This is a genomic window from Flavobacterium anhuiense (genome assembly GCF_900101855.1).
GTDB lineage: Bacteria > Bacteroidota > Bacteroidia > Flavobacteriales > Flavobacteriaceae > Flavobacterium > Flavobacterium anhuiense.
On record NZ_FMVC01000006.1, the window covers coordinates 244,778 to 261,549 of the forward strand.

At 34.0% G+C, this 16,772-nt stretch carries 15 protein-coding genes and 1 tRNA gene; 3 read left to right on the top strand and 13 right to left on the bottom strand.

The genetic code is table 11. The features are described 5' to 3' along the window. Positions 1-310: 310 nt before the first annotated feature. A tRNA-Pro gene (locus tag BLP44_RS17115) sits at positions 311-385 on the bottom strand. Positions 386-639: 254 nt separating this feature from the next. On the opposite strand from BLP44_RS17115, the gene trxB reads away from it, so the two are divergent. Continuing rightward, positions 640-1,587 carry a thioredoxin-disulfide reductase gene (trxB, locus tag BLP44_RS17125; RefSeq protein ID WP_091134717.1) on the top strand — a complete coding sequence of 316 codons (948 nt, stop codon included), beginning with the start codon at positions 640-642 and terminating at the stop codon, positions 1,585-1,587. A gap of 106 nt (positions 1,588-1,693) precedes the next feature. Here trxB and BLP44_RS17130 read toward each other — a convergent pair whose 3' ends face one another. The 5 genes from BLP44_RS17130 to BLP44_RS17150 all read right to left on the bottom strand — a co-directional run bounded on the left by BLP44_RS17130 (position 1,694) and on the right by BLP44_RS17150 (position 6,098). After that, positions 1,694-2,554, bottom strand: a complete 861-nt coding sequence (locus tag BLP44_RS17130; RefSeq protein ID WP_244511799.1) for a GIN domain-containing protein — start codon at positions 2,552-2,554, stop codon at positions 1,694-1,696. Between the two features lie 83 nt (positions 2,555-2,637). Then, a complete protein-coding gene (locus BLP44_RS17135; protein ID WP_091134719.1) occupies positions 2,638-3,372 on the bottom strand; it encodes a head GIN domain-containing protein in 735 nt (244 codons plus the stop codon). A gap of 3 nt (positions 3,373-3,375) precedes the next feature. Beyond that, complete coding sequence (locus BLP44_RS17140; protein ID WP_008464685.1) at positions 3,376-5,124, bottom strand: PspC domain-containing protein; 1,749 nt, start codon at positions 5,122-5,124, stop codon at positions 3,376-3,378. Positions 5,125-5,127: 3 nt separating this feature from the next. After that, positions 5,128-5,460, bottom strand: coding sequence for a PadR family transcriptional regulator (locus BLP44_RS17145; protein WP_008464689.1), 333 nt, complete (start codon positions 5,458-5,460; stop codon positions 5,128-5,130). 158 nt (positions 5,461-5,618) lie between these two features. Continuing rightward, positions 5,619-6,098: a DUF4870 domain-containing protein gene (locus tag BLP44_RS17150; RefSeq protein WP_119792881.1), complete on the bottom strand. Its 480-nt coding sequence runs from the start codon at positions 6,096-6,098 to the stop codon at positions 5,619-5,621. A 229-nt stretch (positions 6,099-6,327) separates the two neighbouring features. Between BLP44_RS17150 and BLP44_RS17155 the strand changes: the two genes are divergently transcribed. Continuing rightward, positions 6,328-6,780, top strand: coding sequence for a DUF4442 domain-containing protein (locus tag BLP44_RS17155; protein WP_008464693.1), 453 nt, complete (start codon positions 6,328-6,330; stop codon positions 6,778-6,780). Positions 6,781-6,885: 105 nt separating this feature from the next. On the opposite strand, the gene BLP44_RS23005 is transcribed toward BLP44_RS17155, so the two are convergent. The 7 genes from BLP44_RS23005 to BLP44_RS17185 form a co-directional block, all read right to left on the bottom strand. Beyond that, a complete protein-coding gene (locus BLP44_RS23005; protein ID WP_160782830.1) occupies positions 6,886-7,047 on the bottom strand; it encodes a hypothetical protein in 162 nt (53 codons plus the stop codon). Positions 7,048-7,219: 172 nt separating this feature from the next. Continuing rightward, complete coding sequence (locus BLP44_RS17160) at positions 7,220-9,463, bottom strand: multicopper oxidase family protein (protein WP_244511800.1); 2,244 nt, start codon at positions 9,461-9,463, stop codon at positions 7,220-7,222. A gap of 187 nt (positions 9,464-9,650) precedes the next feature. Next, complete coding sequence (locus BLP44_RS17165; protein ID WP_091134720.1) at positions 9,651-12,197, bottom strand: heavy metal translocating P-type ATPase; 2,547 nt, start codon at positions 12,195-12,197, stop codon at positions 9,651-9,653. A 446-nt stretch (positions 12,198-12,643) separates the two neighbouring features. Continuing rightward, the gene (locus BLP44_RS17170; RefSeq protein WP_066033661.1) at positions 12,644-13,204 is read right to left on the bottom strand and encodes an AraC family transcriptional regulator; all 561 of its coding nucleotides are present in this window, start codon (positions 13,202-13,204) and stop codon (positions 12,644-12,646) included. 2 nt (positions 13,205-13,206) lie between these two features. Continuing rightward, a complete protein-coding gene (locus BLP44_RS17175; RefSeq protein ID WP_091134721.1) occupies positions 13,207-13,734 on the bottom strand; it encodes a DUF3347 domain-containing protein in 528 nt (175 codons plus the stop codon). A gap of 95 nt (positions 13,735-13,829) precedes the next feature. Further along, positions 13,830-14,186, bottom strand: a complete 357-nt coding sequence (locus BLP44_RS17180) for a hypothetical protein (protein WP_236940325.1) — start codon at positions 14,184-14,186, stop codon at positions 13,830-13,832. A 70-nt stretch (positions 14,187-14,256) separates the two neighbouring features. Further along, positions 14,257-15,090: an AraC family transcriptional regulator gene (locus BLP44_RS17185; RefSeq protein WP_091134722.1), complete on the bottom strand. Its 834-nt coding sequence runs from the start codon at positions 15,088-15,090 to the stop codon at positions 14,257-14,259. 103 nt (positions 15,091-15,193) lie between these two features. Here BLP44_RS17185 and BLP44_RS17190 point away from each other — a divergent pair, with 103 nt between their 5' ends. Continuing rightward, entirely contained in the window at positions 15,194-16,360 is a 1,167-nt protein-coding gene (locus tag BLP44_RS17190; protein WP_066033664.1) for an MFS transporter, read from the top strand. The last annotated feature ends 412 nt before the right edge of the window (positions 16,361-16,772 follow it).

Sequence of the window (16,772 nt, forward strand, 5' to 3'; positions counted from 1 at the left end):
TTATTCGAATTAATTCGAATAATAATTAGATAAAGTATTTAAAAGAAAATTCGTGAATTCGTGGCTGTTTATTTCGTTTCGGCTTTGTTTGAGGATATAGCCAATGGTTTCAACCATTGGAACACAATGCATGAAAAATAAAAAAACCGAACATTTCTGTTCGACTCTTGTTGGGGTGGTAGTCCCGAAAGCTTTCGGGAGAACCTGTGGCTTTTCCGATCAGAATCGGACGCGATAACCGCTTGCCAATATTTTTATTTTGAGTTTATTGCAAAAAAAAAGTCTTTCCAAATAAATGAAAAGACTTTTGTCGGGGTGGCAGGATTCGAACCTGCGGCCTCCTGCTCCCAAAGCAGGCGCGATAACCGGGCTACGCTACACCCCGTAGCATTTGCTCATTGATCGTTACTGTGGTCTTCCCGCCTAGAGCGGGACACGATAACCGGGCTACGCTACACCCCGAAGATGTAATTTTTGTTGTAGTGCCCGAAAGCGGATGCAAAGATATAAATAAATTTCGTTTACAAAAGGAAAAAATGAAAATAAATAAAACTTATTTGGACATAGCTATTTCAGATTTATTTTCGGCCATATTTTTTATAATAAAGTTTACATTTGCAACTCAAAAAAACTATTACTATGTCAAATACAATCGAAAAAATTAAATGCCTTATTATAGGTTCTGGTCCTGCAGGTTATACTGCGGCAATTTATGCTGCCAGAGCTAATATGAATCCGGTACTATATCAAGGAATGCAACCTGGCGGTCAATTGACTACAACTAATGAGGTTGAAAACTTTCCAGGTTATGTGGATGGAGTTACAGGACCAGAAATGATGATTCAGCTACAAGAACAAGCAAAACGCTTTGGTGCAGATATTCGTGACGGTTGGGCTACAAAAGTTGATTTTTCTGGAGATATTCATAAAGTTTGGATTAACGACACAATCGAATTGCACTGTGAAACTGTAATTATTTCAACAGGTGCTTCGGCTAAATATTTAGGATTGCCATCAGAACAACACTATTTGAATATGGGTGGAGGAGTTTCTGCTTGTGCTGTTTGCGACGGATTCTTCTACAGAAACCAAGATGTTGTTATTGTTGGAGCAGGAGATTCTGCTTGTGAAGAAGCACATTACTTATCTAAACTTTGTAAAAAAGTAACCATGTTAGTACGAAGCGATAAATTCAGAGCTTCTAAAATTATGGAAGAGCGTGTTCGTAAAACTGAAAACATCGAGATTTTAATGAATCACGATACTGTTGAAGTTTTAGGAGATAACAATGTAGTTCATGCCATTAAAGCTTTAAACAAAACAACTGGAGAAACCATCGAAATTTCTGCAACTGGTTTCTTTGTAGCAATTGGTCACAAACCAAACACAGATATTTTTAAAGATTATATTACTCTTGACGAAACAGGATATATAGTAAATACACCAGGAACTTCAAAAACAAATGTTGAAGGTGTTTTTGTAGCGGGAGATGCTGCAGATCATGTATACCGTCAGGCAATTACTGCCGCAGGTACAGGATGTATGGCTGCATTGGACGCTGAAAGATATTTGGCTTCAAAAGAGTAATTTTTAGTTTACGGTCTCAGTCACAGTTTACAGACTATAAAATAAAAGTCCCAATCTTTATGATTGGGACTTTTATTTTATATCAAACCCTAAAAAGTTTTCAAAGTTACAATGTAGTTGCTTTTGGCTTTGTTGCACCTGGTTTTTTTATCAGCTTAGCTTCTTCGCTAAAGCGTGTAAGGTCTATTTTTGGATCGCCATATAATGAAATTTCAGACTTGTCTCCAGCTGCAATTGCGACAGTGTTTTCTGCTAAAATGGTAGCAACGGCAGAACCTTCAGCTGTAACATTTGCATCTTTCAAAGTAAATTTTGTTCCTGTAAAAACTGAATTGTTGTCTAATCGAATAGTAGCTTTTTCTGCAATACCTTCAATTGCAGCGGTTGCTTTTTGATACAAATCGCATTTGAATTTTATTGCAGAAACCAACGTTTTAACTCCAGCATATTTGCTCAATTGTAAACTTCCGTCTTCAGCTTTTAAGTTTAATTCTGTTCTGGATTTATCATCAGCGATTAAAGTGAATTTTTTTGAGTTTACATTCAAATACAATTTGGAAAAATCAAGACAATTCATTGTGATGTCATCCAATTGCAGTTCTTGAATAGCGTAAACTATTGCCTCATTTTTTGTGATTACTTTATTCAATGATTTAGTATAAGTAACCTTGACAGATAGTTTCTTGAAAATAGTAGATTCTTTATTGGTGTATAAGCGAAGTGTTTTTTCTCTTAAATCCATTCCGATAATATCGTGCAGGTTATCATCGGCTTCAATTTTAATTTCGTTTTTTTCTCCTTGTTCTAAATAAACTTCTATATTATCATCGACTTCAAGGGCATCAAAACTTCCAACTTCTTTTATTGAGGTCGTTACAATTTTAGAACCTTTAATTTTTTCTCTTTTTTGAGCGAAAGTCAGAGTTGTAACAAGTAATAATAGGAGTAGGGCGGTACTTTTTTTCATTAATTCTAGATTTGATTTTGACAAATATAAAAAAATCATCCACTTTTGGTGAATGATTTCGTTTATATTTAACAGTTGTTTTTTTAGCTTTTGTTTACGTTTCCTCCGGAGCTTGCAGATTTTTCAACTGTTTTTGGATTACCGCTGTAGTTAATATTTCCTCCGCTAGAAGCATCTGCTTTTAGACTTAAGATTGGACGTACAGAAACGGTTCCTCCGCTAGAAGCATCTGCGTGAACATCATTGGCCATTAATTTTTCGGCATCAATACTTCCACCACTAGAAACTGAAGTGGTAAGGCTTAATGCTTTACCTTCGATATCTACAGAGCTTCCGCTTCCTGCATCCACTGCGATTCTGTCCGATTCGATTTTAACATCCATTGATGCTGCGCTCGAAGCTTCTAAAGTAATATCTTCACCTTGAACAAGTCCATCAGTTTCAACTGTTGAAGCACTTGAGGCTTCTATTTTATGAACAACTGGCATTTTTACGGTTACTTTTTTTGATGTAATGTTGCGGAAAGAATTGTACTTGCACTCAATAATAAGTGTTCCGTTTTCTACTTTCGTAACAATTTCTTTTTGAAGATTGTCATCAGCTTCAACTGTAATTTCGGGAGCATCAGACTGTACAATAACCACATCGATGGCATTGCTTACAGAGATATTTTTAAACTCTCCTTGAACAGTTCTTTTTTCTGTGGTAACATTCCCGCTTCCTTCAATTGCATTCATGTTAAAATTACATGAAGCAAACAATAAAGCAGTAACAGTTGCAATTATAAATTTCGTAATATGAATGATTATTTTTATCATGGTTTAGTTAATTTTGATTATCACTCCGTTTTTATCAGTAGTTAGTTTTCCTTTAGTTTTTTTTCCGTTTAAAACTTCTTTTCCATTAATTTTAACCGAAACTTCTTTTATAGTGTCGTTAGTGGTATTTGTATCAGAATCATTTTGATCGTTTTCATAATCACTTTCGTAATTGTTGTCATTGTCCTCATCAGCAGGGCAGTTTAAACATTTTACTTTAGTTCCGATAACTTTGTAATTGTAATCTCCGTTATAATTTAATTCAAAGAAATTGTCGTCAGAATTATAATAATCTCTTACAGAAGAATCAGGTTTGATTAATTGGCCTTCTGGTACATACAGATAAATGTCAACTTCTTGTCCTCTGAATTTATTTTTTACATCTGTCAGAAAATAGTTATCCAAAAGTAATTGATTTCCGCTAATTTGGAACTTATAATTAATTTTTTCTGCTCTTTTTTTCGCGTTTGTAAAAGAGTTTCCTCTCGCGCTTTTTTCGATCTGAATAAATGGAGTCGATTCGTCTGTGTGTAATACGTGTAAACGCACATCATTAGAATAAATCAATTCGTTGTTTGCAGAATCTTGTACAAATTCAAACTCTCTATAGTGGTTCAAACTTTTTGTATAATAATCATTGTACTTAAACTTGATATATAAAGTATCAGTTGGTTTAATTGCCAGAACTTTTTTCTCTACTACTTTATTATCGTATGAAATTTCAGTTGCCTGTTTGATTCCGATACTAGTAAGAATTGCGATAGAGATAATCCAAAGCGCTAAAAGCGTATATTTTGTAATGTTTCCTATTGATTTTAAGTTTGGAGATAACAATTTAAATCCTAATAGTGTTAAGAAGAAAAACGGAATTCCAACAGCAAAGAACATTAATAATCCGAATGACCAAAGAGGGTATTCTGTAAAGTTTCCAGCTTCGATAAAATTCTGCCAAGGGAAATCGATAAAAATATTAGTCCCTAAAGTAAAAACGCCAATCAATAGCATGATTAAGGTTGAAATCCCTGATATAATTAGAATTACTCCTAAGAATTTAGCAAAAATCTTAAAAATGGTCATGATAAAGTCTCCAAATGAACTACTTATTCTCTCAGCTCCCGACTTTACTTGGTTTCCCATTTTGTCATAATCTGCATTTTTGAATTTCTCGGAAAGTGAATCAATTTCTTCTCGAACTTTTTTTTCGATGTTCGAAATTGTTACAGGTTCTCCAGTCATTTCCAATTTTTCTGAAGTTGTAACTGCTTCTGGAGTTACAATCCAAAGAACAAAGTAAGCTAAGATCCCTGTTCCAAAACCTGCGAAAACGAAGATTAAGAATATGATTTTAATCCAAACAGCGTCAATTCCAAAGTAATGTCCTAAACCTGTAGCTACACCTCCGATCATACCTTTTTCTTTATCGCGATATAATTTTTTGTGTTTTCTAGGGCCATAATTATTATAAGACTGATTTGGATTTTCTTCGTCTTCAATTCGATAATCTTCTGGTTGTCCCATTACCGCAATCACTTCATCAACATCTTTCAGTCCAACAACATGTTTTTCGCTTTTTTGTTTTTCTGTCAATAATTCAGAAACACGCATTTCGATATCTTTAATGATTTCATCCTGACCAGATGAGTTGTTAAGTGATCGTTTTATAGCGTCAAAGTAGCGTGTCAATTTTAAGTATGCATCTTCATCGATGTGAAAAAACATCCCGCCTAAGTTAATATTTACTGTTTTGTTCATGACTTATTGATTTTGATTGGTGATTAGATTTACGGCGTCGGATAATTCTGTCCAAGTGCCGCTAAGTTCGTTTAAAAATGTTTGTCCTATCTCGGTTAATCCATAATATTTTCGCGGTGGCCCAGAGGTCGATTCTTCCCAGCGATAATTTAGTAAACCGTCATTTTTCAATCTAGTTAACAACGGGTAAACGGTTCCTTCTACAACTAGTAATTTTGCGTTTTTTAAAGTGTCTAATATTTCAGATGTATATGCGTCTTTTTCTTTTAGAACTGATAAGATGCAAAACTCAAGAACACCTTTGCGCATCTGTGCTTTTGTGTTTTCAATGTTCATAATTTCATTTTGTTTTTTTTTGATTGAACAATTCGTTTTTTGATTGATGATGATTTGATTGATGATGATTTGATTGATGATGATTTGATTGATGATGATTGATTTCGAAACTTATATGATTTGATTGATGTTTCGACTATAACTTTTAATTTTTTGTATCACTTTATAAAAGGAATCGTGATCGGATACTTGTATAATTCTCCGTTTGAAGCTTTTATAGAAGCATAGATTACTAAAAAGAACTCAACAAACTTTAATAACCCGAAAAGTATAACAGCTGTTATGCCGACACTTAAAATTCCAATGTTTGCCTGAATGTTAAAGTTTCTGATTACAAAATCATCGTCATTAAAAACGGCTTCTAATGGAAGATTCTGCAAGAAAACAGTAACGAAAATCGGTATCGCAATAAGCGCTAAGATCAAAGAATAAAGCAAAATGCTTAATTGAAAGTTTAACGCCTGTTTTCCGTGATGATCTGCAAATTCAGATTTGTCTTTATAGTTTGTCCAAATGATTAGCGGAAAAATATAGTTCCCAAACGGAATGATATATTGGCTTAAAGTACTCAAATGAGTAAATGCTGCTGTATTCTTTTCTGATGTTTTTTCCATGATGAGTGGTGTTGTTGTTTCCATGATTAAAAGTATATAGTAATTTCTTATGCAAATATATGTCTAAAAAACAGTATCTTGTTTTGCATAGTACTAATTATTAACAAAAATTTAACAAATTTCAAATTTGTAAGATACCTATAATTTACTGGAAATCATTCCGAATGCCTTGTTTTATTGGTCTTTTTCGAAAGTTTACTTAATTTATTGTGCATGCATAGTTTTTTTGTATTTTTACTAAAAAAAATATCACATGGCAGTTTCAGTTTCTAAACTCAATAAATTTGTATTGTTCAAATTACCATCAGCATACTTTTGCGGGGTACGTGTAAAAGCTATAGATAAAGACAGTTGTATTGTTTCTGTTAAACACAGATGGATCAATCAGAATCCGTTTAACTCCATGTATTTTGCAGTTCAGGCTATGGCAGCAGAGTTGACAACCGGGGCTTTGGTAATTTCTCAAATTCAAGAAAGCGGTCGAAAAATTTCGATGTTGGTTGCCAACAACAAAGGGAATTTTACTAAAAAAGCGACTGGTAGAATCACTTTCGTTTGTAATGATGGGCATTTAATCGCCGAAGCGATTCAAAAAACTATTGAAACAGGAGAAGGGCAGACGTTCTGGATGAAGTCTATCGGAACCAATGAAGAAGGAGTTCAAGTTTCTGAAATGGATTTTGAATGGAGCGTTCGTTTGAAATAGTATTTAGAGAGCTTTGTCAAAGTTCAAAACTTTGACAAAGTTTCGTAGCAATATATAAAAAGACCTCGTTTTTAGCGAGGTCTTTTCTTTGAAATCCAGTTTCAATTATTTTTTAACGCAACAAGATTTTTTATCTTTTTTATCAGTTGATGTTTTTTTACAGCAAGATTCTTTTTTCTCTTTATCTTTTGTTACCGGTTTTGTTTCCTGAGCCATTACGCCGATCGAAAATAAAGCAGCTGTTGCTATCGTGATTACTTTTGTCATTTTCATTAAATGTTTTTTGTGTTAGAGATTATAATTGGTGAATCAAATATAAACGGATTTTGTATTCGTAAGAATAGTTTGATTGTTAATGTTTTGGTAAAAGTGAATTCCGTGTTTAGAAGAAATCTAGTAATGACTAATGAACTTAAATAATTTTTATAATTCAAATTGATCAATAATTCAGATTCACTCCAAAACCAATTCCCATATCGCTGTCATAATGAGTTGTGATTCCGAAGTTTCTGCCAACAATGTATTTCAATCCTGCCATGTATTCTTTATCAGTATTCCACATCAAGTTCATTCGAAGGCGTTGTGAAAGCGGAATGTCCTTTCGCTCAAACTGAACTCTAACATTCCCATCGGTATAAACCTCAACTTGTGCTTTTATGAGCATTGGTAAAGTATACTCAAGACCCGCACTAAAAACCGAACGATTGTCTTTGGTGTTTTTCTGTCCAAAAAGATTTTGTTCTTGCTCGTCCATTCCCATTTTTCGGTATCTCCAATCAAAACCAATAAAAGGCATTAACCATTGATTTTTTCCGATATATCGTCCAATATGCGTTTCAGTCTCATAACCATGTTTGTCATTATAGCCCAATCTCCATTCGGTTCCGATGCTCCAGCGCGTGTTGCTGAACATCGCTTCTCCATCATTTCCGTTGGTTGCAAAATCGTTTTCTGCCATAAAATGAAACATACGGTCATCCATTTTTAGCATTTTAAAAGCCATTTCTGGATGATGAATCAATGGATTTGGAGCTGAATTTTCATAACTAAAAATACGTCCCATTCCAGCCATCATGTGATATAAAATATGACAGTGAAAAAACCAGTCTCCATCTGCATTTGCTTGAAATTCGATCGTATCGGTTTCCATTGGCATAATGTCAATCACATTTTTCAGCGGAGAATAATCCCCATGTTCATTGATAATTCGAAAATCATGTCCGTGTAAATGCATTGGGTGGCGCATCATTGAGCCATTATATAAAACAATGCGAACGTTTTCTCCTTTTTTAATTAAAATTTTATCGGTTTCAGAAACTACTTTATTGTCTAAACTCCAAACATAACGATTCATATTTCCAGATAAAGTGAAACGCAATTCTTTTACAGGAGCATCTTTCGGAAGATTGGTTTTAAATGGCGATTTCAGCATGCCATAATTCAAAGTCACGATTTCGGAAGTTTCAGTGCTGTCGTTTTCCATTTTCATGTCGCCCATATTATGATTCGAATGATCCATCGCAGGTTTTGCATTTTCATCTTCACCCGAAATTTCTGGATACATTACGGCATTCATATCCATTTTGTTCAGAGACATATTCATGCCCATATCGTTCATTTCGCCGTTCATTTTCATCATATCGTTCATCATTTTCATCCCTTCAAAATATTTTAATTTTGAAAGATGATGAACTGGCTGTTTTTCTCCATTTCCTAAAAACAAAGTTGCAGATCCAGTTCTATCTTCGGCTGTAGCCAAAAAGGCAAAAGATTTATTGTTTTCGGGAATTGTAACTACAACATCATAAGTTTCAGAAACCGCAATAATCAAACGATCTACTTCTACAGGTTCTACGTCATTTCCGTCGCTGGCTACAACGGTGATTTTTCCTCCACCATAAGTCAGCCAGAAATAACTGGAAGCGCCTCCATTGGCAATTCGCAATCGAACTTTTGAACCTGGTTTAAGATCTGAAAACTGCTGTTCATTTTTTCCGTTAATTAAAAACTTTTCATAATAAACATCGCTGACGTCCATCGCATTCATTCGTTTCCATTCGTTCGTCACTTTGGTCGAAAAATGTTTTTGTTTTAAAGCTTCAAAATAACTTTGTGTAGTTCCTTTTTTAATCGCAAACCAATCGTTGGCATTGTGCAGCATTCGCTGAATATTCTCAGGTTTTAAATCTGACCATTCGCTTAAAATAACTGGAATAGTCGGTAAATCGTCAATTCCTTTTCGAATCGTCGGATCGTCTTTTTTCTTATTGATGATAAAAAGTCCGTATAAACCAATTTGTTCCTGCAAACCCGAATGACTGTGATACCAATAGGTTCCGTTTTGAATAATTGGAAAAGTATATTTGTGAGTTGTTCCAGGTTCAATAGGCATTTGCGTAAGATACGGAACTCCGTCTTCTTTATTGGGAAGAAATAATCCGTGCCAGTGCATGGAAGTGGTTTCCTTTTTTAATTCGTTATGCACATAAATTTCTGCAATATCGCCTTCGGTGAAAGTCAAAGTCGGCATCGGAATTTGTCCATTTACCGCAATTGCACGTTTTTCTTTACCCGAAAAATTGACAATCGTATCGCGAACATGCAAATCGTAACGCACGACTTTTTGTGCTTTTAGCTGAAAAGCAATTAAAAAAAAGATCAGTATATATTTAATTTTAATCATGGATTATAATTTTAAATCAATTGTACATAATTGAATTTTAACACATAGAAACATAGATTTTTTTGTCTAAAAAAAAGAGAATAAAAGAAACTAGTTTCCACACATAGCTATGTGTATTGATGCAAGTGAAACGCCTTTACGCACAAGGCAAAGCTATGTTTCTATGTGTTGAAATATTTCGCCCAACTTACAATTTTAAATTTCTCAATCGCAAAGCATTTACGATTACAGATACAGAACTCAAACTCATTGCAACCGCGGCCAACATTGGCGAAAGCAAAATTCCGAACACTGGATATAAAATTCCAGCCGCAATTGGCACACCCAAAGTATTATAGATAAAAGCAAAAAATAAATTCTGTTTGATATTTGACATTACAGCATGGCTGAGGTTTTTGGCTTTTACAATTCCGTTAAGATCGCCTTTTACCAGAGTAATTTTGGCACTTTCGATGGCAACATCAGTTCCTGTTCCCATTGCAATCCCGATATTGGATTGAGCCAAAGCAGGCGCATCATTGATTCCGTCTCCAGCCATGGCAACGATTTTTCCTTGAGATTGCAGACGTTCAATTTCTTTCAGTTTATCTTCCGGAAGACAATCGGCTTTGAAAGAACTCAAATGCAAATGTTCGGCAACGGCTTTTGCAGTATTATGATTATCACCTGTCATCATGATAACCTCAACGCCTTGAGCAATTAATTCTTTAATGGCTTTTGCACTGTTTTCTTTAATAGCATCTGTAATGGCAACGAAACCTAAAACGCTTTTTTCGATAGCGATGTACGAAATAGTTTTTCCTAAATTTTGTTCATAAATTACTTTTTGTTCTAAATCATTAGAAACAGAAGCACCAATTTCATCCATTAATTTTTTGTTTCCTAAAGCGACACTTATGTTTTCTATGGTTCCTAAAACACCTTTTCCTGCAATAGTTTCAAAACCGTGAACTTCTTTTAATGAACTATTTTTTGCTTTCGCGAAATTGACTACGGCTTGCGCCAAAGGATGTTCGCTATGTTGATTTAAAGAAGCAATATTTTCAAGAAGAAAATCTTCGTCATTATTGATGGCATAGATTTTTTCGACTGATGGTTTCCCTTCAGTAATTGTCCCAGTTTTATCAGTAATCAAAACATCAATTTTATTCATGTTTTCCAACGCTTCGGCATTTTTAATCAAGATTCCGTTTTGAGCGCCTTTTCCAACTCCAACCATTACCGACATCGGAGTTGCCAGTCCAAGTGCGCAAGGACAAGCAATAATTAAAACGGCAATAGCATTAATTAACCCATACACGTAAGCAGGTTCTGGACCAAATTTTGCCCAAATAAAAAAAGTTGCAATCGAAATAATGACAACTGTTGGTACAAAATATTTAGAAACGCGATCGGCTAATTTCTGAATTGGAGCGCGAGATCTGCTAGCGTCATTTACCATTTGAATAATCTGCGAAAGCATGGTTTCTGATCCTACTTTTTCGGCAATCATCACAAACGATTTTGTTCCGTTTATAGTTCCAGAAATTACTGCATCGCCTGTTTTTTTATCTACCGGAATTGGTTCTCCCGTAATCATCGATTCGTCTATATTACTTTCGCCAGTTGTTATTTTTCCATCAACAGGAATTTTTTCTCCGGGTTTTACACGAAGTAAATCGCCTTTTTTGATGTTGTGGATGGAGATTACTTTATCTACTCCGTTTTCAACCAAAGTTGCTTCTGTCGGGGCTAGTTTTAATAATTCTTTTATGGCACCATTGGTTTGTCCGTGTGCTTTGGCTTCCAATAATTGTCCTAATAAAACTAAGGTGATAATTACCGTTGCCGCTTCAAAATACAAATGAATGGTTCCGTGATGTGATTTGAATTCGGATGGAAAAATATCAGGAAAAAACATTCCGACAATACTAAATAGAAAAGCAACACTGGTTCCGATTCCGATTAAAGTAAACATGTTTAAATTCCAAGTCACAATTGATTTGTAGGCACGAACGAAAAACATCCATCCAGCGTAAAACAAAACAGGAATTGAAAACAAAAGCTGAACCCAGTTCCATTTTTCAATTGACATTATATTGTAAAGAGGATTATTCGGAATCATTTCTGACATGGAGATAATGAAAATGGGAAGCGTAAACAAAATCGCAATTTTCATTTTTTTCAATAAATCAGTATAAGTTTTGTTTTCTTCGCTTTCAGAAGCTTGCATCGGAACCAAATCCATTCCGCAAATTGGACAATCGCCTGGTTCGTTTGAAACAACTTCTGGATGCATCGGACAAGTAAATTGTGTTGCAGTTATGGCAACTTGCGGTACTAAGTCCATTCCGCAAACTGGGCAATCTCCGGGTTTGTTGTATGTTTTATCTCCTTCACAATGCATTGGGCAGTAGTAGACGCCATTTGCACTATGCTGATGCACTTTTTTAGTTGCTGTTTTGTGATGATCGTGATTGTGACCGTGATGTTCTTTTTTATGGCTAGAACAGCAAGATTTAACAGCTACTTCTCCATGGTTTTTAGGAGAATCCATTTCAATAGTATAATTTCCAGCAGCAGCTAAAACTTCCTGAAATTTTTCTGTCGGGACGTGTTTGTCCATTGTAATAGTTGCTGTTGGCGGATTCAAATTAACTTCTGCATGAACACCTTCTACTTCGTTCAAAGTTTTTTCTACTTTTTTGCGACATCCGTCACACGACATTCCTGAAATTATATATTGATGAGTCATTGTATTGGTTTTTAAGTATTACAATGCAAATTTCCGAAGTATCTGCGAGTTCGGTTTGTAGAATTTTGGGAATGATTTGTAAGATTTACTAAATGTTGTTTTTTAACGCAAAGGACGCAAAGAATTTACGCAATCCCGATAGCTATAGAGAGCTAAGTTTTTATTTAGTTCAGATTTTTAAAAGTTCGCAAAGCTTTGTGTGAATAATTCTGCGAGCTGTATTTAAACATAGTCCAAGGTTTCAACCTTGGGAAACGTGTTGTGATAAATTCAATGTGTGTTAATTATTAGATGCCAATCGTTGCGTTCCAATGGTTGAAACCATTGGTTATGTTTATTTTTTGCAATAAAATTCTCTCGCAGATTCCGCAGATTGAGCAGATATTTTTTTAGATTATTAAATCAAATCTGCGGAATCTGCGAGAGAAAAATTTTTTGTGTCGAGATTAAATATTCTCGATCTGAATACGCATTTTATCTTTTGACTGCTTGAAAGAAGTGGGAGTAAAGCCTGTAATTTTTTTGAATTGATTACTTAAATGCGCCACATTACTGTAATTTAAAATATCAGCAATTTCGCTTAACGAAAGCTCATTGTAAATCAATAATTCTTTTACTTTCTCGATTTTCTGGCTTATGAAATACTTTTCTATTGTAGTATTTTCAATTTCAGAGAATAAATTGCTTAGCGAATTATAATCTTGATTGAGGTTTTCTGCCAGATATTCTGATAGGTTGATTTTGAGATCATTGTTTTTATGATGAACCAAATCGACAATCAGGTTTTTTATTCTTTCGACCGTTTTTGTCTTTTTATCATCGATTAAATCAAAACCTAAAGCTTGAAGATTTTCTAATAGAATTTCTTTTTGAGAATCGCTGATTTCCTCATTCAGTTCAACTTCTCCTAATTCTACAGCAGTAGTTTGAAGTCCGAGCTTTTCGAACTCAGACTTCACTACCATTTTGCATCGGCTGCACACCATATTTTTGATGTAAAGCTTCATATTTATTTGATCGTTTCTACCACATTTCCGCAAGTCAACATAGAAGAACCGTAGTATGGATTCTTAACTGCTTTTTCTTTGCTTAACCAATCAGCATCTGCCATTGGGCAGTATTGTTTGTAAATTGGTTGTTCTGGATTAGAAACTTTTATTAAATCGTAAGTGCTTTTAGATAATGATTTGAAAGTCTCACGCTGTTTTTTAAGATCTGTTGTAGACGAAATACTTTTGGCGTCGGCAGTTAATTTTTTTACCACTTTCATCCAAACCGTATGTTCGTTGCTTTTTAGTTTGTCCATTTTCACTGCAGTAATCGCTGTCAGTAAAGTTGCAGCTTTCGCCGAAGTCAATTTGCTGTCACTTTTAATAAGCGCATCTTTTACAGTAAAATAAGCGTCGTAAACAGATTGTAATTGAGAATCTGCCATTTCGATTGCTGTTAATTCAGTAGTATTGGTTTTTGCCTGAATTGTATTTGCGTTAAATACTATTGTAAGTGCTGTTGCTAAAGCTATAATTGATTTTTTCATTGTATATTATATTTGGTAAAGGATTATTTCCTTTAAAATTAATTAAAAAATTTGATTTCAAAAAGACCCAATATGGGCTGTCACAAATGCAATAATTATATTTTCGGCTTCAGCCAAATAGAAGTAAATCCAGAAGAAATAGTAGAATTACTATAAGATGAAATAGTATTTTTTAAAGAAAAATTGAAAACATCGTTTTGCAAATCAAAATCATTTGAAGTTAAAAAGATGTTTAATGTTGAGGTATTACAGCCAGAATGACGGCATTTTCCATCACAATTATGTTTTTCTTGTTTCGAAGTTTTCTTTTCACAGCACTTTTTTGAACAGCTGTTTTCTTCTTTAGCGGTAATTTCTTTAGAGTGTCCAGTATGGCATGCAAAAGTATAACTCGGGTTCAAAAAGAAGCTAAGAGTTATAAAAAGCATTATTATGTGGATTTTCTTTTTCAAAGAAATTGTTTTTAGTAGCACAAATTTAGCTAAAAATGTTCGAGGAAATAACTTTTTAAGATTTTGCTAACTAGAGTTTTTTGAAATCGGTTGGCTTCATGTTTTTACGTTTCTTAAAATAATTCGTCAAATGGCTTTCATCAGTAAAACCAAATTCGTATGCTATTTGTTTAATCGGCAATTGATTGTTGTGAAATCTTTTTTCGATTAAGGTCAATCTTAAATTATGAATGTATTCGCGATAACTGATGCTGAAAGTTCTTTTAAAATAAGCGCTAAAATAGGTTTGCGCAATATTAAAATGTTCTGCAATAACTTTTACTTGAACCAATTTGGGCTGATAAATATTCTGATGAATGTAATTGGCTATTTGCTCACTATCAAAATGAACCGATTTCATCTGAAGGTTCATGCAGCGGATGGTTTCTTTGATTAAACCAAAAATCGAAAGAATCTGATAAAATACAATCGGAGAAGAAGTAACATCGATATACTTATCATAGGTTACAATATTTTCGACAGTATTTTTTAAAATTGTTCTGCAAGGTTCATCAAACTTCAAAACCGTTTCTTTTAAGATTTTATCGCGCATGAAACTTTCGGGAGTATTCAATAAGAATTCATCGCAAGTTAAATTCTGTTTAGAATTGAAATAATTGTCAGTGAATTTGATAAAGATGAATCGAGTGCTTTTCTTTATGTCAAAATAATGTTCATCGTCTGGCGAAATCACAAATAAGTCGCCCGCTTTGTAAGGCAGAAGATTATTATTTAGGTGATGAATCCCGCTTCCTTTCTTAATGTATATGATTTCGTAATACGTATGTGTATGTGGAGGAAGGTGAAATTTTTCTTCTTCAAATTCGTCAAGGACAAGCGTTTTGAACTGATTTAATTTCGGCATAACTTAATTATACAATTTTATATCACAAATATACAATTTTTAATTCGCTTAACGGTGTTAATTTTGCCTCGTAGAAATCTATTCCTTTCTACATTAAATCAAAATGAAAAAAAGTCTTATTGCACTCTCTTTAGGAGGGTTAACTATTGGAATTACAGAATTTGTAATGATGGGATTACTCCCAGATATTGCTTCAGATATGAAAGTTTCAATTCCGGTTGCTGGATATTTAATTTCGGCATATGCACTTGGAGTTGTTATTGGAGCACCTTTATTAGTAATCGCGGGAAGAAATTATGCGCCTAAAAAAATGCTTTTAATTTTAGCCCTAATGTTGGCTGTTTTTAATGCTTTATCAATCATTGCTCCCAATTATAATGTTTTATTTGCTTCTCGATTTCTTTCTGGTTTGCCGCATGGCGCATTCTTTGGAGTAGGAGCCGTAGTTGCAAGCCGTTTAGCAGATAAAGGAAAAGAAGCACAAGCCATCTCGATTATGTTTGCGGGCTTAACTATTGCTAACTTAATAGGTGTGCCGATTGGGACTTATATTGGACATCATTTTATTTGGCGTTATACTTTTGTTTTAATTGCTCTTGTGGGACTGTTGACTTTGTTGGCTATTTATTTTTGGATGCCAAATCTAGAAAAAGGAGAAAGCGTAAACATGAAAACGCAGTTGCAGTTCTTTAAAAGAACAGAAGCTTGGCTGATAATAGGAATTACGGCTATTGGTTTTGGAGGTCTGTTTGCTTGGATCAGCTACATCGCACCATTATTAATTAATGTATCTAAGTTTTCGCCAGAAGATGTTTCATCCATCTTAATTCTTGCTGGATTAGGAATGGTGGTTGGAAATTTTGTAGGAGGTAAGTTGGCAGATCGTTTTTCGCCAGCTCCTACAACTTTGGCTTTATTGCTTGTTATGTCCACCGATCTAGTTTTAGTTTACTTTTTCTCATTCAATCAATACATGTCCTTATTTCTGACTTTCTTGACAGGTGCTATTTCGTTCTCTGTAATTGCTCCAATTCAAATGCTGATGATTCGTACTGCAAAAGGAGCAGAGATGATTGCTTCAGCTTCTCTTCAAGGAAGTTTCAATATTGGGAATGCTCTAGGTGCTTTTCTAGGCGGACTGCCCTTAGCTGCAGGATTTAGCTATTCTTCTCCTAATCTTATTGGAGTAGTGATGTCGATTATCGGAATGATTATTACATTCATATTGATGAGATTACATCAAAAACAGGTTCAAGTTCAGCCGATATAAATCTAGAAATTATAAAATTTTAAGCCCTTAACTTTTGTTTAAGGGCTTTTTTTGTGCTTGTAAAGACGTAAACTTATAGTCAAAATTACTTTTTGGTTTGTTCTGCTGGTTTCATTTATAAGTAAAATCATTGTAAATTTTAAAATATTGCTGAAGTTTCCCATCTTTTTTAGCTTGATTTTAACTTTTTAAGTGTAAAAATAACACCTGATAATTTCGTAATTAATATTCATGTAATCGATTGTTTTTTTTGTAATAATAGAATCAAATGAACGATTGATAATAATATTTTTAATATTTTAAAGTGACATAAATTATATATGTCATATAAAAAAGCGATAAAAATTTTATTATATAATTTATTTTAGGATTTTTTTGGGAAATTTTATTTTTCGTTTAAAAAAAATATTTA